23 protein-coding genes, 1 tRNA gene and 1 riboswitch are annotated in these 23,788 nt (G+C 27.3%); of the genes, 14 read left to right on the top strand and 10 right to left on the bottom strand.

Annotated elements, in window-relative coordinates; all coding sequences use genetic code 11:
* Window positions 1-202 precede the first annotated feature (202 nt).
* The 3 genes from putP to I6E15_RS08030 all read right to left on the bottom strand — a co-directional run bounded on the left by putP (window position 203) and on the right by I6E15_RS08030 (window position 2,913).
* On the bottom strand, window positions 203-1,642 hold the full coding sequence (putP, locus tag I6E15_RS08040; protein ID WP_177161388.1) for a sodium/proline symporter PutP: 1,440 nt from the start codon (window positions 1,640-1,642) through the stop codon (window positions 203-205).
* Between the two features lie 361 nt (window positions 1,643-2,003).
* A complete protein-coding gene (locus I6E15_RS08035; RefSeq protein ID WP_235247311.1) occupies window positions 2,004-2,366 on the bottom strand; it encodes a hypothetical protein in 363 nt (120 codons plus the stop codon).
* Between the two features lie 64 nt (window positions 2,367-2,430).
* Window positions 2,431-2,913 (bottom strand): deoxycytidylate deaminase, encoded by a 483-nt coding sequence (locus I6E15_RS08030; protein ID WP_235247310.1) that lies wholly within the window; start codon window positions 2,911-2,913, stop codon window positions 2,431-2,433.
* Window positions 2,914-3,049: 136 nt separating this feature from the next.
* Window positions 3,050-3,137, top strand: a riboswitch (SAM riboswitch).
* Window positions 3,138-3,246: 109 nt separating this feature from the next.
* On the opposite strand from I6E15_RS08030, the gene I6E15_RS08025 reads away from it, so the two are divergent.
* The 13 genes from I6E15_RS08025 to I6E15_RS07965 all read left to right on the top strand — a co-directional run bounded on the left by I6E15_RS08025 (window position 3,247) and on the right by I6E15_RS07965 (window position 14,860).
* Window positions 3,247-4,254 (top strand): methionine ABC transporter ATP-binding protein, encoded by a 1,008-nt coding sequence (locus I6E15_RS08025; protein WP_177161391.1) that lies wholly within the window; start codon window positions 3,247-3,249, stop codon window positions 4,252-4,254.
* On the top strand, window positions 4,244-4,891 hold the full coding sequence (locus I6E15_RS08020; RefSeq protein ID WP_177161392.1) for a methionine ABC transporter permease: 648 nt from the start codon (window positions 4,244-4,246) through the stop codon (window positions 4,889-4,891). The genes I6E15_RS08025 and I6E15_RS08020 overlap by 11 nt, the downstream gene beginning before the upstream one ends.
* Window positions 4,892-4,933: 42 nt before the next feature.
* Window positions 4,934-5,722: a MetQ/NlpA family ABC transporter substrate-binding protein gene (locus I6E15_RS08015; protein WP_235247309.1), complete on the top strand. Its 789-nt coding sequence runs from the start codon at window positions 4,934-4,936 to the stop codon at window positions 5,720-5,722.
* Window positions 5,723-5,829: 107 nt separating this feature from the next.
* Entirely contained in the window at window positions 5,830-8,820 is a 2,991-nt protein-coding gene (mfd, locus tag I6E15_RS08010) for a transcription-repair coupling factor (RefSeq protein ID WP_235247308.1), read from the top strand.
* Complete coding sequence (mazG, locus tag I6E15_RS08005; protein WP_177161395.1) at window positions 8,804-9,565, top strand: nucleoside triphosphate pyrophosphohydrolase; 762 nt, start codon at window positions 8,804-8,806, stop codon at window positions 9,563-9,565. Before mfd ends, mazG begins: the two co-directional genes overlap by 17 nt.
* A gap of 57 nt (window positions 9,566-9,622) precedes the next feature.
* The gene (locus tag I6E15_RS08000) at window positions 9,623-9,916 is read left to right on the top strand and encodes an RNA-binding S4 domain-containing protein (RefSeq protein ID WP_235247307.1); all 294 of its coding nucleotides are present in this window, start codon (window positions 9,623-9,625) and stop codon (window positions 9,914-9,916) included.
* Window positions 9,916-10,767, top strand: a complete 852-nt coding sequence (gene ispE / locus I6E15_RS07995; protein ID WP_235247306.1) for a 4-(cytidine 5'-diphospho)-2-C-methyl-D-erythritol kinase — start codon at window positions 9,916-9,918, stop codon at window positions 10,765-10,767. The genes I6E15_RS08000 and ispE overlap by 1 nt, the downstream gene beginning before the upstream one ends.
* Before the next feature lie 39 nt (window positions 10,768-10,806).
* The gene (gene spoVG, locus I6E15_RS07990) at window positions 10,807-11,109 is read left to right on the top strand and encodes a septation regulator SpoVG (protein ID WP_177161400.1); all 303 of its coding nucleotides are present in this window, start codon (window positions 10,807-10,809) and stop codon (window positions 11,107-11,109) included.
* Between the two features lie 144 nt (window positions 11,110-11,253).
* Window positions 11,254-11,328 (top strand) — tRNA-Gln (locus I6E15_RS07985).
* 115 nt (window positions 11,329-11,443) lie between these two features.
* The gene (gene folE / locus I6E15_RS07980; protein WP_177161398.1) at window positions 11,444-12,004 is read left to right on the top strand and encodes a GTP cyclohydrolase I FolE; all 561 of its coding nucleotides are present in this window, start codon (window positions 11,444-11,446) and stop codon (window positions 12,002-12,004) included.
* 171 nt (window positions 12,005-12,175) lie between these two features.
* Window positions 12,176-13,003 carry a 2-amino-4-hydroxy-6-hydroxymethyldihydropteridine diphosphokinase gene (gene folK, locus I6E15_RS07975; RefSeq protein ID WP_235247305.1) on the top strand — a complete coding sequence of 276 codons (828 nt, stop codon included), beginning with the start codon at window positions 12,176-12,178 and terminating at the stop codon, window positions 13,001-13,003.
* Window positions 13,004-13,170: 167 nt separating this feature from the next.
* Window positions 13,171-13,995, top strand: coding sequence for a dihydropteroate synthase (folP, locus tag I6E15_RS07970; protein ID WP_235247304.1), 825 nt, complete (start codon window positions 13,171-13,173; stop codon window positions 13,993-13,995).
* Window positions 13,996-14,047: 52 nt separating this feature from the next.
* Complete coding sequence (locus tag I6E15_RS07965) at window positions 14,048-14,860, top strand: MerR family transcriptional regulator (protein WP_235247303.1); 813 nt, start codon at window positions 14,048-14,050, stop codon at window positions 14,858-14,860.
* Between the two features lie 109 nt (window positions 14,861-14,969).
* Here I6E15_RS07965 and mnmG read toward each other — a convergent pair whose 3' ends face one another.
* The 7 genes from mnmG to rpmH form a co-directional block, all read right to left on the bottom strand.
* On the bottom strand, window positions 14,970-16,829 hold the full coding sequence (mnmG, locus tag I6E15_RS07960; RefSeq protein ID WP_235247302.1) for a tRNA uridine-5-carboxymethylaminomethyl(34) synthesis enzyme MnmG: 1,860 nt from the start codon (window positions 16,827-16,829) through the stop codon (window positions 14,970-14,972).
* Between the two features lie 108 nt (window positions 16,830-16,937).
* Window positions 16,938-18,308, bottom strand: coding sequence for a tRNA uridine-5-carboxymethylaminomethyl(34) synthesis GTPase MnmE (gene mnmE / locus I6E15_RS07955; RefSeq protein ID WP_235247312.1), 1,371 nt, complete (start codon window positions 18,306-18,308; stop codon window positions 16,938-16,940).
* 11 nt (window positions 18,309-18,319) lie between these two features.
* Window positions 18,320-19,180: a protein jag gene (locus I6E15_RS07950; RefSeq protein WP_177160512.1), complete on the bottom strand. Its 861-nt coding sequence runs from the start codon at window positions 19,178-19,180 to the stop codon at window positions 18,320-18,322.
* Between the two features lie 6 nt (window positions 19,181-19,186).
* Window positions 19,187-19,753, bottom strand: a complete 567-nt coding sequence (locus tag I6E15_RS07945) for a YidC/Oxa1 family membrane protein insertase (protein ID WP_414146511.1) — start codon at window positions 19,751-19,753, stop codon at window positions 19,187-19,189.
* A gap of 39 nt (window positions 19,754-19,792) precedes the next feature.
* Window positions 19,793-20,032, bottom strand: coding sequence for a membrane protein insertion efficiency factor YidD (gene yidD / locus I6E15_RS07940; protein WP_235247300.1), 240 nt, complete (start codon window positions 20,030-20,032; stop codon window positions 19,793-19,795).
* 7 nt (window positions 20,033-20,039) lie between these two features.
* Window positions 20,040-20,381, bottom strand: coding sequence for a ribonuclease P protein component (gene rnpA / locus I6E15_RS07935; protein ID WP_235247299.1), 342 nt, complete (start codon window positions 20,379-20,381; stop codon window positions 20,040-20,042).
* Window positions 20,382-20,430: 49 nt separating this feature from the next.
* Window positions 20,431-20,571: a 50S ribosomal protein L34 gene (gene rpmH, locus I6E15_RS07930; protein WP_177160508.1), complete on the bottom strand. Its 141-nt coding sequence runs from the start codon at window positions 20,569-20,571 to the stop codon at window positions 20,431-20,433.
* Between the two features lie 924 nt (window positions 20,572-21,495).
* Here rpmH and I6E15_RS07925 point away from each other — a divergent pair.
* On the top strand, window positions 21,496-23,340 hold the full coding sequence (locus I6E15_RS07925) for a chromosomal replication initiator DnaA (protein ID WP_235247298.1): 1,845 nt from the start codon (window positions 21,496-21,498) through the stop codon (window positions 23,338-23,340).
* Window positions 23,341-23,788 lie beyond the last annotated feature (448 nt).

Genomic DNA, 23,788 nt, shown 5'->3' with positions numbered 1-23,788 from the left:
TATCTCACGGACAAGATTTATTATACCCTACAACTCAAATTTTGTCAACGATATTTTTTTAATTTTATTAAATTTTAAAACTTTTCTTTATTTTTCAATAAATAAAACTTTAAAAATATTTTTATAATTTTTAATTTTAAGAAAATTTTATAAAAAAATAAGAGGCTATTTCTTGAAATAACCTCTTAAAAAAATTTTTAAATTAAATTTTTATAGCTCTTTTTTGTCTTTTATAAACTAAAACCTTTTCATAAGCATAAACTACTAAACCATTCATAACAAAAGCTGGTAATATTTCATATAAATAGTTGCTTAATCCTGAAATTTTCCATAAAATTATAACTGCTACACCTACTAACATTCCTGCAAAAACACTTCTCCAATTAAGGTTTTTACAATATAAAGTCATTAAAATTGCTGGTCCAAAAGCTCCACCAAATCCTGCCCAAGCATAAGAAACCATCGAAAGAATATGAGAGTTAGTATCCATAGCTATTATTGTTGCCACTAAAGATATAGCTATAATTCCAATTCTTCCTGTCCACATAACTTGTTTTTCTGTGGCATCTTTTTTAATATATCTATAAAAATCCTCTGATAGAGTAGATGCTGAAACTAAAAGTTGAGAATCTATTGTAGACATAATCGCTGAAAGAATAGCTGCTAATAAAATTCCTCCTACCCAAGGATTAAATAATTTGCTAATCATATAGATAAATATTTTTTCTGAATCTCCTCCGATTTGAGATATATCTGTAAAAAGTCCTATTCCTGTAATTCCAATAGCCACTGCTCCTGCTAAAGATATAAGTACCCAAGCCATCGCAATCTGTCTAGCTTTATTAAGCTCTTCTAAATTTTTTACACTCATAAATCTTACCAATATATGAGGTTGTCCAAAATATCCAAGCCCCCAAGCAAGAGCTGAGATAATTCCCATTGTTCCTATTTTACTTCCGTGTAAAATACTTAAAGATATATCTCTAATTTGAGCTTGATAAGCGATACTTTCCATTCCTCCACCAGTAAAGTAAGCCATAACTGGAACTACCAATATAGCTAAAAACATCAATGTTCCTTGGAAAAAGTCTGTCCAACAACAAGCTAAATATCCACCCATAAATGTATAAAATACTATTGTTCCAACACCAATTATTACTGCAATTTTATAATCTATTCCTAAAATACTTGCAAATAATTTTCCTGCTGCTACAAGTCCTGATGATGAATATACTGTAAAGAAAAATAAAATTACTATAGCAGAAAAAATTCTAATAGTACCTGTATCATCTTTTAATTTTTTGCTTAAAAAATTAGGTAAAGTCATCGTATCAGTTTCTTCTGTCTGAACTCTTAATTTTGGTGCTAAAATTTTCCAGTTAAGATATGTTCCTAAAGTTAATCCAATAGCAGTCCAAGTTTGGCTCATTCCAGTCATATAAACTGCCCCTGGAAGTCCCATTAAAAGCCAACCACTCATATCACTTGCTTGAGCTGAAAGAGCTGTTACCCAAGAGCCCATTCCTCTTCCACCTAAAACATAATCTTCAGCTGTTTCTGTTTTTTTATAAAAATATACTCCTACACCCATTAAAAATATTAAATATATCACAAAAGTTATCAAAGTTTCCTTCATCGCCATTTTTTATATCCTCCTATCTTTTTTTATTTACTCAGGCCAAAATTAATTATTTTATTACTTCTCGGGACTTTTATCATATTTTTCTCACTCCTTTTTCAAAATAAAAAACCATTTAAATAACTATGTATCTAAATGGTTCTATTACTCAAAAATAAATTTTTCTTTAGAAACTATCCAGATACAAACCATCAGAAAAGGGATTTGTATCTATGATATTACTCATATATACAAACCCATCTTAGGAACTCTGGGGTTGTTATAAGTTTCTAAAAACATAATTTACCTCTTTAAAATTCTAAAAATTTAATAATACTCTAGTAAAGATTATAACATTTATACCTCAAAAGTCAAGGAATATTTCCTAGCTTACTTTTTTTTTAAAGAAATCCTTAAAAGATTTTTTATTCGCATCTCTCATTTGTTTTTCTTCTCTTTGTTGATTTCTATAGTTTGACCAATTTGGATCATTTTTCATATTTTTCTTTAGTTGACTCATATATTTATAAGTGGCTTTAGCTGAATTGTATCTATAAACCATATTATTTTTAATATCTCTTATAGTGTCTATAATCCCTGTAAAAAAACTTTTTATAGATATTCCAATTAATTTTATCCTTCCGATTTTATGAATTGTTCCACAAGATGGACATTTATATTTAGCTGGTTTATTTTGTATTTTCATCTTTTTTTTACAATTCGAGCACTCTATTACAAATTTTTTCATTTTTCCTCCAATTAATATTTTATTACCCTTTTTACTATATCATATATTGTAATTTTTATCAAAATTATTCGCTAAAATCAAGAGTGATAACATTATTTGTAGGTTTTAATTTTCTATATTTTACCCCTGCTGAATCTAAAAGTTTTTTAGAGGCAATATCTGTTAGAGTACCACTATATTTTTCAGAAAGAAATACTATCTCTCTTATTCCACTTTGAATTATAGCTTTTGCACACTCATTACAAGGAAAAAGTGCCACATATAGAGTACAACCTTTTAAGTTTTTGATACTGTTTAAAATAGCGTTTAATTCAGCGTGGCATACATAAGGATATTTAGTTTCTAAAAATTCTCCCTCTCTCTCCCAAGGAAAATCATCGTCATTACAACCTTGGGGAAAACCATTATATCCAACTCCAACTATTTTTTTATCTTCATTTACAATACAAGCTCCAACTTGAGTTCCAGGGTCTTTACTTCTTTTTCCAGAAAGTATCGCTATCCCCATAAAATATTCGTCCCAGCTTATATAACCTTCTCTTTTCATAAAAGCCTCCTAAAAATTTTTCTTTTTTCTCCCAAATTATCATATATAATCTCTTATTTTTCAAGTTTTTTTTATTTTTTTTAAAATTTTATTGACAAATAAATTTTTTTATTATATCATAACTCAAATAAAAAAATATCCATCAAGAGAAACTGAGGGACTGGCCCTTTGATGTTTCAGCAACCTACTTTTTTAGTGTGGTGCTAATTCCAGACAGATGGCGACGACCAAAAAAGTCACTATATCTCTAAGTTATCTTGATGACAGATAATTTAGAGATTTTTTTTATTTTCTAAACTGAATTAAAATTTTTTTACATAAAGGGGGATACTTATGATTTATATTAAGAATGCCAACAAAATATATCCAAATGGTCTTCATGCTGTAAAAAATATCAATCTTCATATAAAGAAAGGTGATATTTTTGGAATAATTGGTCTTAGTGGTGCTGGTAAATCTTCACTTATAAGACTACTTAACAGACTTGAAGAACCAACTAGCGGAGAAATAATTATAGATGGTGTAAACATTGTTTCTCTTAACAAAAAGGAACTTTTAGAAAAAAGGAAAAAAATAGGAATGATCTTCCAACATTTTAATCTTCTTTCTTCAAGAACAGTAGGAGAAAACGTGGCTTTCGCTCTTGAAATAGCTAATTGGAAAAAATCTGATATTGATAAAAGAGTTGACGAACTTTTGGAGCTAGTTGAACTTTCTGAGAAAAAAAATTCTTATCCTAGTCAACTTAGTGGAGGACAAAAACAAAGGGTGGCAATTGCAAGAGCTCTAGCAAATAACCCTGAAATTTTACTTTCAGATGAGGCAACTTCAGCCCTTGACCCAAAAACTACGAAAGCAATCCTAGAACTTATAAAAAATATTCAAAAAAAACTTGGACTTACAGTGGTTATGATCACTCACCAAATGGAAGTTATAAGAGATATTTGTAATAAAGTTGCTGTTATGGCTCAAGGAGAAATTGTTGAAACTGGAGGAGTTCACCATATTTTCTCAGCTCCACAAGCAAGCATTACAAAAGAATTAATCTCTCACTTACCAAATGACAATGAAACTACTGTAAATCTTGTAAAAACTCAAGGAAAAATGATAATAAAACTTAAATTCCTAGGAGAAATTGCTGAAGAACCAATTCTTTCTCGTGCTATCAAAAAATTTGATATCAACTTCAGTATTATTGGTGGTTCTATAGAAAACCTTTCAACAATGCAAGTAGGACATCTATACATTGAACTTTCTGGAGATATAAATGAACAAAAACAAGCAATAGACTGGTTCTTAGAAGAAGGAATATTTGCGGAGGTGGTTTACGATGGTATTTAATATGATTTGGACTTCTACTTTAGAAACTTTATATATGGTATTTTTCTCTACGATATTTTCTATGGTAATCGGATTTCCAATTGGAATACTTTTAGTAGTTACAAAAGAGGGAAATATTTTGGAAAGACCTACTTTAAATAAAATTTTAGAAGTTTGTATAAATACTTTAAGATCTTTCCCATTTATTATTCTTATGATTTGTGTATTCCCACTTTCAAGAATAATAGTTGGAACAACAATCGGAGTTAACGCCGCAATAGTTCCACTTTCAATATCAGCAGCTCCATTTGTAGCAAGAATGGTTGAAGGAGCTTTAAATGAAATTGACAAAGGACTTATTGAGGCAAGTTCAAGTATGGGAGCTAGTAACTTCACAATAATTTTTAAAGTTATGATTCCTGAAACTCTTCCACATCTTATTCACGGTTTAACTGTTACAGTAATAAGTCTTATTGGATATTCAGCTATGGCTGGAACAATCGGTGCTGGAGGTTTAGGAGATTTAGCAATAAGATTTGGTTACCAAAGATTTAAAACAGATATTATGATTTATTCAGTTATAGTTATAATAGTTCTTGTTCAACTTATTCAATCTTTTGGAAACTATTTAGTATATAGAGTCAAAAAAAACAGATAATAAATATTTAACATTTATAAATTTTTAAGGAGATGGTGCATAATGACAAAAAATTTCAAATTATTTGCTTTAACTGGTTTACTTTCATTTGTAGTAGGGGCTAACTCTTTTGGAGCTACTTTAAAAGTAGGAGCTACTCCTGTACCTCATGCTGAAATATTAGAAGCTATAAAACCTGAGCTTTCTAAAGAGGGAATAGATCTTAAAATAGTTGAGTTTACTGACTACGTTACTCCTAACCTTGCATTAAACGATGGAGAGTTAGATGCTAACTTTTTCCAACACTATCCTTATTTACAAAAATTTGCTGAAGAAAGAAAATTAAACCTTGTATCTGCTGGAGCTATCCACGTAGAGCCACTTGGACTTTTCTCTGAAAAACATAAATCACTTGATGAATTAAAAAAAGGAGCTACAGTAGCTATACCTAACGATCCATCAAATGGTGGAAGAGCTTTAATACTTCTTCACAACAATGGAATTATAAAATTAGCTGATCCAACAAATCTTTACTCTACTGAATTTGATATAGCTGAAAATCCTAAAAAATTAAAATTCAAATCTTTAGAAGCTGCTCAACTTCCACGTGTTTTAAAAGATGTTGACTTCGCTGTAATAAATGGTAACTACGCTATGGAAGCTAACCTAAATCCTACAAAAGACGCTTTAGTATTAGAAGGAAAAGAATCTCCTTATGCTAATATAGTTGCTGTAAGAGAAAAAGATTTAGAAAAAGCTGAGATAAAAACTTTAATAAAAGTTCTTCAATCTGAAAAAGTTGCTGATTTCATAGAAGAAAAATACAACGGTTCTGTTGTAAAAGCATTCTAATAAAAATAAAATTTTATTTAAAAAGAATCGATAAAAATCGGTTCTTTTTATTTTGTTAAGATTTTTTGTGATATAATATCACTATAAAATATGGGAGGTAATGGGATATGGATTTCAAAAATTTAAAACTTAATGATTTATATAGAGGATCTGTTCCATTTTTTTTATCTTCCAAAAAAGGTGGAATTATTTTTCTAGCCTCATCTAATAAAAATATAGAGGATTACTATTATACTTTAAAAGATTTTTATAAAGGCAATATTCTTATGATAGATGATTTTTATGATGAGTTTGATACTCTAAATAAGAATTATAATCTTTTGGAAATTTTAAAAAATCATAAAGATTTTATTATTCTTATATCACTACAAGGAATACTTGAAAAATATACAGATAGTGGGGAAGTTTTATCTTTTGAAGTTGGAAAAGAGATAAATCTAAAACCTATTGAAGAAAAATTAATAAATAGTGGGTATTCAAAAAATTATATTATTGAAAATAAGATGGAATTTTCTAAAAGAGGGGATATTTTGGATATTTTTCCTCTTAATGTAGAAAATCCCATAAGAATTGAGTTATTTGGAGATGAGGTTGATAGAATTTCTGAATTTGACAATTACTCTCAAAAAAGTATCTCAGAAAAAGAAAATATTTCTGTCTATATAACTAAAGCAAATAATAAAAAATTTAGTTTTTTTGGTTTGTTAGATAAATTTTCATCAAAAATAAATGAAAAATATCTTGAAAATATAGAGATTTTAAAATATAAACTTGAAGAAAATATTTTAAAAAATAGAGAAAATGAAGATTTATACAGAGGACTTTTTAAAAGAACTGATGATTTCACAAAGATAGAAAGTAAAAGATTTGATTTTGACAAAATAAAAAAATATGAAAATTTGGAGGTTATAAAAAAAGAGAGCCAAAAACAAAAAATCCTTATTTTATCTGAGGAGAAAAAAAGATATGATGAGATTTTTGAAGGTTACAAAAATATTAAAATAGAAAAATATCCTCATTATGAGGGATTTAGATATGAAGATTTGTTAGTATTGACTGACAGAGAGATAAAGGGAATAAGAGTAAAGAAAGAAAATTCTAGTAGAAAAGGTGTAAGATACAGTGATATTTCTCAAATAAGAGAGGGAGATTACATTATCCACGAAAATTTTGGAGTGGGAATTTATTTAGGAATTGAAACTATAAACGGAAAAGATTATTTAAAAATCCAATATGCTGGAGAAGATAAACTTTTTGTTCCAACAGAAAACCTTAATAGAATTGAAAAATATCTCTATGATATGGGAACTACTCCTGAGATTTATAATCTTGGTAGAAGAGGATTTAAGAAAAAAAGAGAAAAATTAGAAGAGGAGATGAAAGCTTTTGCAAAAGAGCTTATAAAAATCCAAGCTAGACGTCAAGGAAATTTTGGTTATGCTTTTTCAAAAGATACAGTTTGGCAAGAGGAATTTGAAGAGGGATTCCCTTATACTGAAACTAAAGACCAAATAGAAGCTATAAAAATGGTAAAACTCGATATGGAATCTCCAAAAGTTATGGACAGAATAATCTGTGGAGATGTTGGATATGGAAAAACAGAAGTTGCAATGAGAGCCACTTTTAAAGCTGTAACAGACAATAAACAAGTTTTAATTTTAACTCCCACAACAGTTTTAGCTGACCAACATTTTGAAAGATTTAAAGAGAGATTTCAAAATTATCCAATAAATATCGCTCTTCTTAGTAGGATAAAAACTCCTAAAGAGCAAAAAGAGATTTTAAACAAAATAACAACAGGTGGAGTTGATATTGTAATTGGAACTCACAGACTTTTATCAAATGATGTACATTTTGGAAATCTTGGACTTGTAATAGTTGACGAAGAACAAAAATTCGGAGTAAAAGCTAAAGAAAAATTAAAAACTTTAAAAGAAAATGTAGATCTTTTAACTTTAACTGCCACTCCAATTCCAAGGACTTTAAATCTTGCACTTCTTGGAATAAGAGATATATCAGTTATAAAAACTCCTCCAACAAATAGACTTCCTATTGAAAATATTTTTGTTGATAATAACGACCAAGATATTAAAAATGCAATAATGAGAGAAGTAGGAAGAGAAGGTCAAGTTTTTTATATCTATAATTCAATATACGGAATGGAGTATAAAGAAAAATATTTAAAATCTATCCTTCCACCATATATAAAAGTAAAATATATTCACGGAAGAATGTCAGCTCAAAATATAAAAGAGGTAATTCACGAATTTGAAAATGGAGATGTTGATGTACTTCTTACTACAACCATTGTAGAAAATGGAATTGATATAGAAAATGCCAATACTATTATTATTGAGGGAATTGAAAAGCTAGGTCTTTCTCAAATATATCAACTTCGTGGAAGAGTTGGACGAGGAAAAAGAAAAGCTTATTGTTATCTTGTAAATGAAGTAGATAGAAAATATAATAAAAAAACTACTCTTAGAAAAGAGAGTATTGAAAATTTAAAAGGTCTTGGAGGAGGATTTAATCTTTCTCTTGAGGATATGAATATTCGTGGAGCTGGAGAAATTTTAGGAGATAAACAACACGGAGCTTTAGAAACTTTTGGTTATAATCTTTATTTAAAACTTTTACAAGAGGAGATTGAAAGACAAAAAGGAGAGTATTCTCAAAAATCTGAAGTTACTATTGAATTTTTGGAAAATGGATATATTCCAAAAGAATATATAGAGGAGTTTGAAAAAATAAATATCTATAAAAGAGCTATGGATATAACAAATGAAAATGATATTGAAGAACTTTTCAAGGAAGTTGCTGATAGATTTGGAAATCCACCAAAAGAAGTAGTTACATTATTTAAAAATCTTAAAATAAAAATCAAATCCTCTTCTATTGGAATTAAAGAGATAAAAGAGATTTCAAAAAATAATTATGAAATAAGTTTTGTACCTGAAAAAGTAAATTTTGAAAAAATATTAAATATGCTGACAAATGGAAAATGTAAGCTAAAAACTAAAAATTCTATTCTTTATGAAAAAAATATAGAAAATTTCTTTGAAGAATACAAGGAGGAAAAAATTGAAGGAATTTTATAAATTAGTTGAAACTTTAAATATATTACGTGGAGAAAATGGTTGTCCTTGGGATAGAAAACAAACTAGAGAAAGTCTTAAAACTCCTTTTTTAGAGGAAGTTTATGAGGCTTTAGATGTTTGGGAAGAGGGTGGAGAAGAACTTTGTGGAGAATTAGGAGATATACTTTTACACATAATTTTTCAAGGAAAAATAGCTGAAGAAAAAGGAGAGTTCACTATTGAAGATATTTCTCAAAAAATAAATGAAAAACTTATAAGACGCCACCCACATATTTTTTCTGATGAAAAGATAGAAAGTGTAACTGATGTTCAAAAAAAATGGGAGGAGATAAAACTTCAAGAAAAAGAACACCAAAACAGAAAATCAATCCTTGATGGTATTCCAAAATCTTTCCCTAGTCTTTTAAAAGCTGAAAAAATTCAAAAAAAAGTGGCAACTTATGGTTTTGATTGGGATAATCCTCAAGATGTTTTCAAAAAAGTGGAAGAAGAGATTGAAGAAGTAAAAGAAGCTATAAATGAAAATGATAAAAATCATATAGAAGAGGAGATTGGAGATCTTTTATTTGCCATAACTAATTATGCTAGACATCTTGGAATTAGTTCTTCAGAAGCTCTTAGAAAAACAAATGAAAAATTTGAAAAAAGATTTAGATATGTAGAAAATCATTGTAATTTAGAAAGTTCTTCACTAGAAGAAATGGATATGTTTTGGAACGAAGCAAAAAAAATTGAGAAAAAATAAAAAAACTATTGACTTATTTGAAAAATAAGGTATAACTAAAGTATAGGAGTGTAGATAATGAGATTAGACAAATTTTTAAAAGTAAGTAGAATTATAAAAAGACGTCCAATTGCAAAAATTGTAGTAGACGGGGGAAAAGCTAAATTAAATGGGAAAATAGCTAAATCTAGTACAGAAGTAAAAGTGGGAAATATTTTAGAGATAGAATATTATGATAGATATTTTAAATTTGAAATATTGGAAGTTCCTTCTGGAAATGTTTCAAAAGATAAAAGTAATGATTTAGTAAAAGTCTTAGAAAGTTCTGGTATTAATATTGATTTATCTAAAGAAGAGGAGATTTTGGGTTAATGATTATAACAAGTAATGCAAAGATAAATATTGGGTTGAATATTACTGAAAAACTTCCAAATGGTTATCATCTACTTGATATGATTATGGTTCCTATCTCTCTAGCCGATAAATTAGAAATAAAATTTAATAACCAAAAAGGAAAGCTAAATATATCTTCAAATATTAAAGATATTCCTTGTGATGAAAAAAATATTTTATACAAAGTGTATAAAGCATTTTATGAAAAAACTCAAATAGAGCCTGAAGATGTAGATGTATATCTTGAAAAAAATATTCCTCACGAATCTGGACTTGGTGGAGGAAGTTCTAATGGAGGTTTTTTTCTAAAAGAATTAAATAAGTTTCATAATTTTGTTCTAAGTGATGAGGATTTATCTCTTATTGGAAAATCTGTTGGTGCTGATATCCCTTTCTTTTTAAAGAATACACCTTGTAGGGTTAAGGGAATAGGAGAAAAATTAGAAAAGATTCAAAATAATCTTGAATGTGATGTTATTCTTATTAAACCTAAATTTGGAGTTTCTACAAAAAAAGCCTATGAATTATACAGTAAACTGGATGAAAAAAAATTTGCTAACATTGATGAAGTTTTATCAGGATTAAAAGAAAATAATTTAAAAAAAGTTTGTGAAAATATTGAAAATATGTTGGAACAAGGTCTTTTAATTGATGATGAAAATATTCAAAATTTTAGAAATAGAATAAAAGACACAGGACTTGATTTCTTCATGTCAGGAAGTGGAAGCTGTTACTACATTCTTTCGAGTAAAAATACAACTGGGGACTACTTGAAAATATTGAATCAAAAGTTTGATGATTGCAGAATAATAAAATGCAATTTCTTATAAACTAACTACACAATATTACAAAAGGATGGTGCTATGGAGATGAAAATTACAGACGTAAGACTTAGAACAGTAAAAAGTGAGGACGAAACAAAATTAAAAGCTTATGCAGATATTACTCTTGAAGGATGTTTTGTTATTCATGGATTAAAAATAATAGACGGACAAAAGGGTATGTTCGTTGCAATGCCTTCAAGAAAAATGCCTGATGGGGAATACAAAGATATAGCTCACCCAATCACACTAGAATTAAGAAAAGAGATAACTGACGTTGTTATAGAAAAATACAATGAAGTTTTAAAGGCTGAAGGAGAAGCTCAAGTAGAAGCTGCACCTGTTGAATAATAAAAAATAAAATATTTTTTATAACCTTGATACTTTAGGTACCAAGGTTTTTTTATAAAAACTATTGATTTCTAAAAGTTTTTTTATTTTTTAAAAAAATAAATTGACAAATAAAAATAAATATGATAAAATTATTAATGTTGTTGGGATGTCGCCAAGCGGTAAGGCAACGGACTTTGACTCCGTTATGCGTTGGTTCGAATCCAGCCATCCCAGCCATTTATAAAGATTTTAACTCTCTTTCATAGAGAGTTTTTTTTTACCAAAAAATATATTTTTATTTTTATATTTTTTATTGTATAATATTACAAAATATAAAATCTAGGAGAAAAAAATGAGTATAAAAGAATCTTTTAATGATATTTTATTAGAAATAGACAGAGATAAAAAATATATAAATGATGAAGTTTTTGCCAACACTCCAAAAAGAATTGAAGATTTTTATTTGGATTTCTTCTCTGGTATCAATATAAATCCTTTAGATTTTTTTAAAAATACCTTTGAATGTAATAACAATAACATAGTTATTGAAAAAAATATAAATTTCTATTCTATGTGTGAACATCACTTTCTTCCATTTTTTGGAAAAATATCTCTAGCTTATATTCCAAATAAAAAAATTATAGGATTTGGGGATATTATAAAAGTTATTGAAACTTTTTCAAAAAGACCACAACTTCAAGAAAGACTTACAGAGGATATTGCAAATACTATTGTTGAAGGGCTAAATCCTTTGGGAGTTTTTATAGTAATTGAGGCTGAACATCTTTGCATGACTATGAGAGGAGTTAGAAAGCCTGGAACAAAAATAATAACTAGTTGTTCTAAAGGAATTTTTGAAAAAAATTCTGAAAAAAGAAATGAAGTTATGTCTCTTCTTAAACTAAATGATTAATGAAAAATTTTTATGGACTGTTGATTATATCTTCAGTCCTTTTTTAATCCCTTTATAATATAAAAATTATAAATGTCTATATACAATAATAAAATTTTTATTAGACTTTTTTTATCAAAAGAAAAATGTTATAATATTTTCCTGAAAGAAAAAATTTTTTAGGAGATTTTTATGGATAAAATAATTATAGAAAATTTGGAATTTATTGGAACTCACGGAGTTTTTCAAGAGGAAAAAAATTTGGGACAAAAATTTTTAGTTTCTGTTGAGATGACTACTTCTACAAGAGAGGCTGGAAAAACTGGCGATCTTACAAAATCTACTCACTATGGTTTTGTAGCTGATGATATAGAAAAGATTTTTCTTGGAAACTCTTTTGATTTGATAGAAACTTGTGCTGAAGAAATTGCCACTATGATTTTAAGAAAATATCCTCTTATATCAGAAGTGAAAGTTTGTATAAAAAAACCTTGGGCACCTATCAAAAAACATTTTGATTTTGTTGCTGTGGAAATTACTAGAAAGTGGCATAAAGCTTATATATCTCTTGGTTCTAATATGGGAGATAAAAAAGAAAATCTTCTTAAAGCTATTGAAAATATAAAAAATTTACCTGATACTTTTGTTACAAAACAAAGCACAATATTAGAAACTGAACCTTATGGATATACTAACCAAGATATGTTTTTAAATGGTTGCATTGAAATAAAAACTCTTTTCACTCCACAAGAACTTATTCAAAAACTTTTAGAAATAGAAACTATTATGGGTAGAAAAAGAGTTATAAAATGGGGACCAAGAATTATAGATTTAGATATTATTCTTTTTGATGATGAAATTATCAATGAAGAAAATCTTACTGTTCCACACCCATATATGTGTGATAGACTTTTTGTATTAGAACCTCTTTTTGAGATAGCTCCATATATAATTCACCCTATTAAAAGAATATCTATAATGGAGATTAAAAATATTTTAGAAAAAAGTTCTAATTCTTAATAATTATTATACTAAAAATATGTGTATCTTCAATAATATTTTTTATTTTACACCAATGAAAAATATATTTTTAGAAATAAAATTGCAATTTTAAAATAAAAAAAATATTAAATTTTTTATATGTCTATACTCAATAATAATTATTTTGTATACTGAAAGGAGAAACTATGGCAAGAATTATAAAAGTAAAAGACAAAAAAATAGAGATTGGAAAAAGAACTTTAGTTATGGGAATTTTAAATGTTACTCCAGATTCTTTTTCTGACGGAGGAGATTTTTTTAATGTTACAAAAGCTATTGAACATGCAAAAGAGATGGTAAGAGATGGAGCTGACATAATTGATATAGGTGGAATGTCAACTCGTCCAGGTCATGAAGATGTCCCTGTTGAAGAAGAAATTCGTAGAGTTGTTCCTATTATAGAAAAACTTTCAAAAGAGCTAGATGTTCTTATTTCTGTTGATACATATAGATGGGAAGTAGCCGAAAAAGCTTTAGAGGCTGGAGCTCATATTTTAAATGATGTTTGGGGTCTTCAATATGATAATGGAGAGATGGCTCGTGTTATAGCTAAATATGATCCGATAGTTATTGTGATGCATAACCAAAATTCTACTGAGTATGATAAGGATATTATAATTTCTATGAGAGAGTTTTTTGAAAGAAGTTTTGAGCTTATAGACAAAAATAATATCCCTCGTGAAAAAGTTTTCATTGACCCAGGAATTGGTTTTGGAAAAGATTTTGATCAAAATATCGAAGTTTTAAGAAGAATGGACGAATTAAAAGATATGGCTCCAATCTTACTTGGAACTTCAAGAAAAAGATTTATTGGAGCTTTACTTAATAATGTTCCTCCAAAAGAAAGATGTGAAGGAACTATAGCAACTAGTATATTAGGAATTGAAAAAGGTGTTGAAATAGTAAGAGTTCATGATGTATTAGAAAATAAAAAAGCTCTTTTAGTAGCTGACAAATTAGTTAGAGGATAATTCAATTTTATATTAATGTTTATATAAACAATAATAAAAGAGGTGAATTATTTTGAAAAAACAAGAAAATTTATATAGAATTGGAGAGATTAGCAAGCTCTATAATATTAGTTCTGATATACTTAGACACTATGAAAAAATAGGTCTTATCTCACCTGATTTTATTGGAGAAAATGGATATAGATATTATTCTAAAAATCAAATTTGGAAACTAAATAATATTAGAAATCTTAGAAATCTTGGGCTTGGACTTGTTGAAATCAAAGAATTTTTAGATGAACGTTCTCTAAACTCTGCCTCAGAGATTCTAGAATTTCAACTTGAAAAAATAGAAGAAAATATTAAAAACTTAATTTCTCTTAGGGAAGAGATTATAAATAAGCTTGAAAATCTAAATTTTTTCCAAACATTTAAAGCTTTCGATAAACCTCTTATAAAATATATTCCAGAGAGAATGGTCTTATATTCCCAAGGTTCTTTTCATAAGGATTGGGAAATAGAGTTTGAACATAAAATCCTTAACTCAAAAACTGAATATGATAACGATTTTATTCTTACAAATAATGAGGCTGGAGCCACAATCTCAAAAGAAAATTTTTTAAAGGGAGAGTATGATATTTTTTCTAAAAGTTTTATCATTAACGAAGAAAGAGGAGAGATTTTTCCTGCTGGAAATTTTTTAACGATTACTTTTAAAGGTGGATATTCTAACAGAGGATATTATTATAATCTCTTAAAAAAATATATTTCTGAAAATAATTTAAAAATTTCTGGAGATTGTTACGAGATTTACCATATAGAACGTCATATAACGGAAGACGAAAATGAGTTTATAACTGAGATTCAAATTCCTGTAACTCTTTAAAAATAAAAATTTTAAAATTAATATTACAATCAATAATAATATATTTTATCAAAAAAAGTTGCCGACTTTTAAATCTGCAACTTTTTTTATTTTTGTCTATATACAAATTTTATCTTTTTTGAATATGTCCTAATAGAATAGCTATATCATTTCCTGTTACTCCACTTATTCTACTAGCTTCACCTATTGATAAGGGTTTTACTTCACAAAGTCCTGCACGAGCTATATTTGATATTCCTACCACTTTCTCAAAATCAAAATCTTTAGGTATCATTATCCCCTCAAGTCTTTTGAATTTTTCTATCTGTTCATTTTCTCTTTTAATAAAAATATCATATTTTGTCATTGTTTCTATTTGACTTCTTACAAAATTTGGATATTCCTCTATATTTAATCCTAACTCTTCAGCCATAATTTCATAAGTTATCTCTTTAAATTTTAAAAGCTCATTAGCTGTAATACCTTTTGTAACTTGTTTGTCTGAACCATATTTTTTTAATATTTCATTAGCTTGTCTCATTGGAACTTTTAATGCTTTTAGATTTTCAACTTCTCTCAAGACATCTTCTTTTGCCTTTTTCAAAGTTTCAATCTTGTCTTCTGATAAAATTCCAATCTCAATAGCTTTATCTAAAAGTCTCATAAATCCATTATCAAATCTTAAAGTAAGTCTATACTCAGATCTAGATGGTAAAGCTCTATATGGTTCTGGAGTTTTCTTATGAATAATATCATCAATTAAAACTCCAATATATCCTTCACTTCTATCTATTATAACAGGCTCTTTTCCCATAGTTTTTCTAGCTGCGTTAACTCCTGCTATAAATCCTTGAGCTGCTGCTTCCTCATAACCAGAAGTACCATTTATTTGTCCTGCTGTGAAAAGTCCCTCAACTATTTTATTTTCAAGACTTGGATACATTTGATAAGCTGGTATATAATCATATTCAACAGCATATCCATATCTCATTATTTTAGCATTTTCTAGCCCCGCTATTGTTTTTAAAATCTCATCTTGAGCAAATGGAGGCATTGCTGTTGTAAGTCCATTGATATAAAGTTCATTTGACTCACTAGATTCTAACTCTAAGAAAATTTGATGATTTTTCTTTTCTGGGAAATTTAAAACTTTTCTATCTATTGATGGGCAATGTCTCGGTCCGTGAGTTTCTATTATCCCTGAAACAATTGGAGAATATTTTAAAAGCTCTTGAATTTTATCAATAGTTTTTTCAGTTGTATGAGTAAGCCAAGTTGGCACTACATTATTTTCATCTTTCTCAGTAAAAATTGAAAAATATCTTGGGTGTTTCTCTCCAAATAACTCCTCAGTCTTAGAAAAATCTACAGTCTTTTTATCAACTCTTGGAGGTGTAGCTGTTTGGTATCTCTCCATATGAATTCCAGCTTTTATAATGCTATCTGATAACTTCTCAGCAGCCTTCTCTCCTTGTCTTCCACCTACATATTCTATATCTCCAATAACTATTCTTCCATTTAGGAAAGTTCCTGTTGCAAGTACAACAGCATCAGCGTAATATCTAAGTCCTAAAGATGTAACTACACCTTTTATTTTTCCATTTTCCACTATAATCTCATCAACTGATTCTTGTAATGAATCAAGATTTTTAGTATTTTCTACTAAATCTTTCATTTTTACTCTATAAAGATATTTATCAGCTTGACCTCTAGTTATTCTAGCTGCAGGACCTTTACTTGTATTTAAATCTTTTAATTGAAGATTATATTTATCTATATGTCTTCCCATCTCTCCACCAAGTATATCCATTTCTGCCACTAGATTACTTTTTCCTGGTCCACCTATCGATGGGTTACAAGACATCATTGAAATTGTATCAAGAGATAAAGTTATAAGTAAAGTTCTTCTTCCAAGTCTTGCAGAGGCAAGGGCTGCTTCTACACCACCGTGTCCTCCACCTACGACTATAACATCATATAAATTATCCATCTAAAATTTCTCCTCTTTTTTTATTAATGTATATATACATTAATAATCTTTATTTTTTTACAATCTATAAGACAAAAAATAAGGTTAACCGATGTTAACCTTAATTTTTTATTTTCCAACACAAAAATTACTGAATATATGGTCTAGTAAATCTTCACTAGATATTTCTCCTGTCACTTCTGATAGAGAATCTAAAGCATCATTTAAATCTACTGCTATCAAATCCATTGGATAACCCATATCTATTGTTTCAAATATATTCTCTATTGATTTTTTAGTTTTCTCAAGAGCTGATTTATGTCTAATATTTGTGATTATAAGTTTCTCTGAACTATCTTCTATATTTTCTGAAAGTATAAAGTTATATATTTCATTTTCAAGAGTATCTATTCCTATATTTTCAAGAGCTGATATCTCTATCCATTTTTTTACCTTAGTAAGATTTGTGATATCAAGTTTTTTCTCCATATCTATCTTATTAAGGATTCCTATTACTTTTTCACTTTCAATACTATCATAAATCTCTCTATCTTCATCTGAAAAATCTCTTGATGAATCAAGTACAAATAAAACTAAGTCTGCTTCTTTTAACATCTTTTTAGATTTTTGTACCCCTATATTTTCAACCTCATCTTGAGTTTTTCTTATTCCAGCAGTATCAACCATTATCAATGGAATACCTTTTATATTTATAATTTCTTCTATCGTATCTCTTGTTGTACCAGCTATGCTTGTTACAATAGCTCTTTCTTCTCTAAGGATTGAATTAAGAAGACTTGATTTTCCAACATTAGGTTTTCCAACTATTGCTGTTTTTATCCCCTCTTTTATCATTTTTCCCTTATCATAAGACTCTACAAGTTTTGTTATTGTATCTTTTACATTATGTAATTCTATTATTAGATGTTCTGGTATTGGCTCATCTACCCCTTCTTCAGGATAATCTAAAACTACATTTACATGAGCTGCTACATCTAAAAGTATTTTTTTCAAATGGTTTATTTGATCTCTTAAATCTCCTCTTAGGTTATTTAAAGAAAGAGAAATACTTTTATCTGTTTTTCCGTGGATTAAATCTATTACAGCTTCAGCTTGAGTAAGATCAAGTCTTCCATTTAAGAAAGCTCTTCTTGTAAACTCTCCTGGCTCTGCTATTTTAGCTCCACTTTTTAGTACAAGTTCCAATACTTTTTGAGTTATAAGATAACCACCATGACAATTTATCTCCACTATATCTTCTCTAGTATATGTGTTAGGAGCTTTCATAACAGAAACTAAAACTTCGTCTATTAATTCATCTCCATCATAAATATGTCCATAGTTAATTGTATAACTCTTTATATCTTTTACATCTTTTTTTGATTTTGGTTTGAATATTTTTGATAATATACCTAAAGATTCATCACCTGATAATCTAACTATACCTATTCCACCTTCTCCACGAGGTGTTGATATAGCAGCGATGGTATCAAACATTATACCTCACCCTCTTATCTTTTTCTTTTAATAATTATATATCTCTTTGGATCTTTACCCTCACTATAAGTATCTAATTCTGGATATTGATTGATAATCTCGTGAATTATTTTTCTTTCTCTAGGAGGCATTGGATTAAGTCTTATTACTTTTTTAGTTTTTATAGCTTTTATAGCCATTTTATTTGCAAGTTCTATCAAAGTATCATTTCTTTTTTCTTTGAACCCTTCAACATCAACATCTATTCTTATATCTTTTATTAAAGAGTTTAATAGATATTCAAAACTATTTAAAGTTTTTCCTTTTTTACCAATGATTATCCCTTTATCTTCACCAGAGATATTTATAACATAATTTTTTCCAACAGTTCCACTAAATTCAACCTCTAAATTTAGTCCCATATTTTCAATTAGACCTTTTGTCACTTCTAATATTCTAGCAACTTTTTCTTGGTCTGGTTCTACATTTTCGATTTTCTTTTCTTGTTCTACTTTTACTTCTTTTGTTATAGCAACTTCTACCTTTGGTTTTTCTTTTTTCTCAAAAGGTTTAGCTGGTTTTTGTTGCTTAGCTTTTCTTTCATTTCTTTCTTTTCTAAGGTCTCTAGCTGTATGTCTTTCGTCGATTGGCTCAACTTCTACAACTTTTACTTCCTCAACTATTTTTTCCTCTTCTTTTTCAATTTGAGGCACTATTTCTTCTAAAGTATATTCTACTTCATAAGTCCCCTCTTTTGAGAAAAGTCCTAAAAAAGATTTGCTTTTTACTTTTTCTATTACATTTAAAATTTGTTCTTCTTTTATGTTTAATACTCTGATAGCTCTTTGTTTAGCTTCTTCAGAGCTCATTGCCTTAATTTCAATATTTTCTGCCATAAGAAACTACTCTCCTCTTTTCATAATGAAATATTGTTGTATAACAGCAGTTAAACTTGACATTAACCAATATAATTGTAACCCTCCTGGTAATTTATAAGAGATAAATATCATCATTATAGGAAACATATACATCATTTGTTTCATTTGAGGGTTGTCTGCTGATCCCATTACTTTTTGTTGAACAAATGAAACTACTCCGTTTAATATTGGTAATATATAGAATTTATCTGGAGCTGCTAAAGTAAACCATAAGAATGTTTCATCAGGAATAACTCCTTCTTTTCTTAAAACACCAAATAAAGCCCATAATATAGGTAATTGAATGATTATTGGAAGACATCCTCCAGCTGGATTAACTTTATGTTCTTGATAAAGTTCCATAGTTTTTTGATTTAACAATTGTTTATCAGAACCATATTTCTTTTTAATCTCTTCTATTTTAGGTTGTAACTTTTTCATCTCTTTCATAGATTTATCTTGTTTTATTGTAAGAGGTAATAAAACAATCTTAATAAAAATCGTTAAAAGTATGATAGCCATTCCATAGCTTCCAGTCACTTGGTGAAACATTACTAAAATTTTCTCAAATATAGCGTACAAAAAATTCATTTACTTCTTTCTCTCCTTATTTTTATTTAGTTCAGGTACTGGGTCATAACCTCCTTGATTAAAAGGATGACATCTTAATATTCTTTTTATTCCCAACAGCCCTCCTCCAATTATACCATATTTTTCAATAGCTTCATAGGTATAAGCTGAACAACTTGGAATAAATATACAATTTTTACCCAAAATAGGGGACAAAAATTTTTGATATCCTCTTATTAAGAGTAAAACTATTTTTTTCAAAATTAATTTAATCTTTGAAAAGATTTGATCTTTTAAAAACCTTATCAATATCTTTTTTCATCTCCTGGAACTTTAACTCTTTAAATTTCTCTCCGGCACTTCTTTTTCCTACAAAAATAAAATCATATCCTACTTGTATTTTTTCTTCCATCTCTCTATAGTATTCTCTAAATAATCTTTTTATTCTATTTCTACAAACTGCATTTCCTATTTTTTTACTAGCTACAAAACCACATCTATTGTGATCCAAATTATTTTTCATAAAAAATACAAGAGAATAATATCCATAACTCTTTTTTCCAAAATTATAAATTTTTTGAAATTCAGCATTCTTCTTTAAATTTTCCATAAATAATCTCCATTATTTCAAAAAACCCGGTGATTTGCTACACCGGGTTCTATGCTGATAATCTTTTTCTTCCTTTAGCTCTTCTTCTTTTTAATACTTGTCTTCCACCTTTAGTTTTCATTCTAGCTCTAAATCCGTGGTCTTTTTTGTATTTTCTATTATTTGGTTGGTATGTATGGAATTTTGCCATTTCTAAAAATTCACCTCCTAAAAATTTCTATATTACAGTATATTATTTTAAAAGAAAAAAGCAAATTTGTCAAGTATATTTATTATTTTTTTCAAATTATTTTCTTTTTTATTCAGATTTTTCTTTTTATTTATTTTCTAGTTTTTTCTTTTAATTTTAATTATTTCCAAAAAGTTTGTATTTTATAAAAAATAATAAACAAAAAATAAAAAAACGACAAATCTTTTAGGTTGTTTTTTGTTTAATTGTTATTATGTATAATGTACAGACTAAGTTTCCCAAAAAAATTTATTTTTCTATTGAAAATAAATAAAAAAAATTTTTTTCTTATTATTATTCATATACACTTTTAAAATACTGATAAATACTTAGTAAAAAAAATATAACATAAAAAATAGTTAATAATTTCAAAGATTTATATAAAATAAAAAATATTATTGATATTATACATTTATTTTTAGCTTGATTTTTCTAGATAAAAATAAAGCTGATAATAAATACAGCTTGATTTTCAAAGAAAAAGATAGTATTTAAATTATTATTGAATATATACAGAAATATTATTCCTTGATTTTACTGAGAAAATAAAAATATAATAATTTTTTCTTCATGTAAATCAATAAAAGTTTAAAATATTAAATTATTAATGAGCATATACAATATGACAGAAAAATCTTTTATTGAATTTATTAGATTTATATCTATATTGATAAAATAAAAATATGATAAAAACTTTATAAAAAATATTGAATTTATTAGATTTATAATCATATATATATTATTTTATTATTGAGTATAAACATAAAATTTAAAAAAAATAAAAAAAAACTTGTAATAATGTATTTTTAGTTTTATAATATGATACCTGAGGAAAAATATTATTGAGAATATACATATAAAAATTCTTATTGGGAGAAGGAGTTTATGGCTGAAAAAGACAAAGAATATGGAGATATAGTAGAAAGTTTTAATATTGCTTCAAGTGGTTCTTTGATAGAAGATATCAATAAAATGGATATGAAGATGAAAGAACTTCCAGATATTGAAGTTAAAGAAGTTGTTATCCAAGGAGCGGGAAACTTTTTAAATTTACAAGGGAATATAATAAATATTCCAGTAGAGATGATAGTCTTTCCATTCTTCACACCTCAAAAACAAAATAAGAGAATAAACTTTCAATATTCTTTTGAAGATTTGGGAGTAACTATGTATTGTACTTTAGTTGCTAAAGATAATACAGATATGGTTTATCAACCTTCAATGTTTGAAGAAAAAATCTATAACTATCTTATCTGTATGTATGAGGGAAAAAAAGATTCTCCAACAGAGGAAGGGGAATATATAGAATTTGAGATATCAGATTTTATAGTTAACTTTTTGGGAAATAAGATGAACAGGGTTTATTATACAAAAGTAGAGCAAGCTCTAAAAAATCTAAAAAGTACAGAGTATCAGTTTGTTGTTTCTAATCATACAAAATTTGGAAAGTATAGATTTGAAGATGAGGAGTTTAAACTTCTTACATATCAAAAATTAAAAAAAGGAAAAAAAGTTTTTTATAGAGTTCTTTTAAATAAAAATATAAGACAAAAGATAAAAGACAAAAGATATATAAAATATAATTCCAAAGCTCTTATGGAGATAATAACAAAAGACCCTATTGCTGGAAGAATATATAAATATATAAGTAAAATAAGATACGATGAAATAGATGGAAGAATAAATCTAAGAACCCTAGCTGCGATAATTCCACTTAGAATGGAACAAGAAACAGAAAGAACTACAAAAACTGGAAAGACAAAGATATATATATTAAGTAGAGCTAAACAAGTTTTAAAAAGAGTATTAAAAGCTTTTGATGTTTTGGTTGAGTTAGGATATGTTTTAGAGTATTCTTATGATGAGTCTAAAAAAGAAGATACCTATTATATAAATTATACTTTTAATCTAGAAAAAGATGGAGAATGTCATATTTCAACATTTATAGAGGGAAATAAAGCTAAAATGCTTATGAACAAAAATAAAAATAGTGGTTCATCATCTAATATTTCTAGTAAAAAACAAAAATTAGATGATATAGAGGAAGCTGAAATAATAGAGATTAACGAACCAATTAAAAAAGAAACTCCATTAAAAGAAGTGCCTAAGAAAAAACCAACTCAAAAGCCAAAAGCAGACCCATATAAAGATCTTCCTATGTCTTTAGTAGAACTTATTCAAAAAGCTAAAAGAAATATTTATGTAGCAAGAGCTTGGGATAAGAGAACAGATACTAAAATTAAAAAGATATTTAATGAAGATGGAGAGGAACTAGCAGGAGAAGTATTAAAGATTTTATATAAAAATCTGACTAAAAATATAAAAACAACTTTGGTTCAATATATAAATGGTGTTCTTAAAAATATAGATAGAGGAGAGATAACAGAAAAACAAAACCTGACTCTATTTAATAACGAAGTAAAGGAAAAAACAATAATTAGCAAGAAAAAAATAAAACAAGCTAGAAAAAGTATTAAAAAATCTATAAATGTTACTGACATTAAAAATTTAAAAGAAGAATTAGATATACCAATAGATATAATAGAGGAATTTGAAAAATTAGATGATTATGAAAAATTAAAAGTAGAAGAGGAAGCTATTAAACTTTGTTCGAGTGATACAGGAACAAATGAGAAATTTTTACTTCTAATGAAAGAGAGTTCGAAGGTAATCTATCTAAATACTATAAAAAAATATATAGGACAGATTTTAGAAAAAAATAAATTATAGAATAATGGAGGAGTTGTTATATTATAAAATATAGCAACTCTTTTTTATTTCTACATTATATAGTAGTATGAAAAATTAAAGATACCATATCTTGTATATGCTCAAAAATAAAAATTTTGATAAATAATTTTTATAACTTTAAAGTTTCATAAAAAATTCTAAGTAAATTTCTAATAAAAAATAGAAAAAGAAATATAAAAAAGTTAATGATTTCAAAGATAAATTAAAAAAAATTATAAAAATTAAAAAAAATTGTTGACATAAAATGAGAAAAGTGGTAAGATATTTCTTGTCCACGAGAGGGACAGAAAAAACGAAGGACATTAACAACAGAATAGAGAAATATGACAAGCAAACAACCTTATTTGTTGTTTAAAAAATGGTAAGTGTAAATTATTTGACCTAGTCAATAAATATATAAAGTTTTAATGAAGAGTTTGATCCTGGC

This window comes from Fusobacterium perfoetens (genome assembly GCF_021531475.1).
Classification (GTDB): domain Bacteria; phylum Fusobacteriota; class Fusobacteriia; order Fusobacteriales; family Fusobacteriaceae; genus Fusobacterium_B.
This window is presented reverse-complemented; position numbering and strand designations above follow the sequence as displayed.

Coding starts and splice junctions, on each gene's coding strand:
- putP (WP_177161388.1), bottom strand. CDS start 1,642: ATGGCGATGAAGGAAACTTTGATAACTTTTGTGATATATTTAATATTT.
- I6E15_RS08035 (WP_235247311.1), bottom strand. CDS start 2,366: ATGAAAAAATTTGTAATAGAGTGCTCGAATTGTAAAAAAAAGATGAAA.
- I6E15_RS08030 (WP_235247310.1), bottom strand. CDS start 2,913: ATGAAAAGAGAAGGTTATATAAGCTGGGACGAATATTTTATGGGGATA.
- I6E15_RS08025 (WP_177161391.1), top strand. CDS start 3,247: ATGATTTATATTAAGAATGCCAACAAAATATATCCAAATGGTCTTCAT.
- I6E15_RS08020 (WP_177161392.1), top strand. CDS start 4,244: ATGGTATTTAATATGATTTGGACTTCTACTTTAGAAACTTTATATATG.
- I6E15_RS08015 (WP_235247309.1), top strand. CDS start 4,934: ATGACAAAAAATTTCAAATTATTTGCTTTAACTGGTTTACTTTCATTT.
- mfd (WP_235247308.1), top strand. CDS start 5,830: ATGGATTTCAAAAATTTAAAACTTAATGATTTATATAGAGGATCTGTT.
- I6E15_RS08000 (WP_235247307.1), top strand. CDS start 9,623: ATGAGATTAGACAAATTTTTAAAAGTAAGTAGAATTATAAAAAGACGT.
- ispE (WP_235247306.1), top strand. CDS start 9,916: ATGATTATAACAAGTAATGCAAAGATAAATATTGGGTTGAATATTACT.
- spoVG (WP_177161400.1), top strand. CDS start 10,807: ATGAAAATTACAGACGTAAGACTTAGAACAGTAAAAAGTGAGGACGAA.
- folE (WP_177161398.1), top strand. CDS start 11,444: ATGAGTATAAAAGAATCTTTTAATGATATTTTATTAGAAATAGACAGA.
- folK (WP_235247305.1), top strand. CDS start 12,176: ATGGATAAAATAATTATAGAAAATTTGGAATTTATTGGAACTCACGGA.
- folP (WP_235247304.1), top strand. CDS start 13,171: ATGGCAAGAATTATAAAAGTAAAAGACAAAAAAATAGAGATTGGAAAA.
- mnmG (WP_235247302.1), bottom strand. CDS start 16,829: ATGGATAATTTATATGATGTTATAGTCGTAGGTGGAGGACACGGTGGT.
- I6E15_RS07950 (WP_177160512.1), bottom strand. CDS start 19,180: ATGGCAGAAAATATTGAAATTAAGGCAATGAGCTCTGAAGAAGCTAAA.
- I6E15_RS07945 (WP_414146511.1), bottom strand. CDS start 19,753: ATGTTTCACCAAGTGACTGGAAGCTATGGAATGGCTATCATACTTTTA.
- rnpA (WP_235247299.1), bottom strand. CDS start 20,381: ATGGAAAATTTAAAGAAGAATGCTGAATTTCAAAAAATTTATAATTTT.
- rpmH (WP_177160508.1), bottom strand. CDS start 20,571: ATGGCAAAATTCCATACATACCAACCAAATAATAGAAAATACAAAAAA.
- I6E15_RS07925 (WP_235247298.1), top strand. CDS start 21,496: ATGGCTGAAAAAGACAAAGAATATGGAGATATAGTAGAAAGTTTTAAT.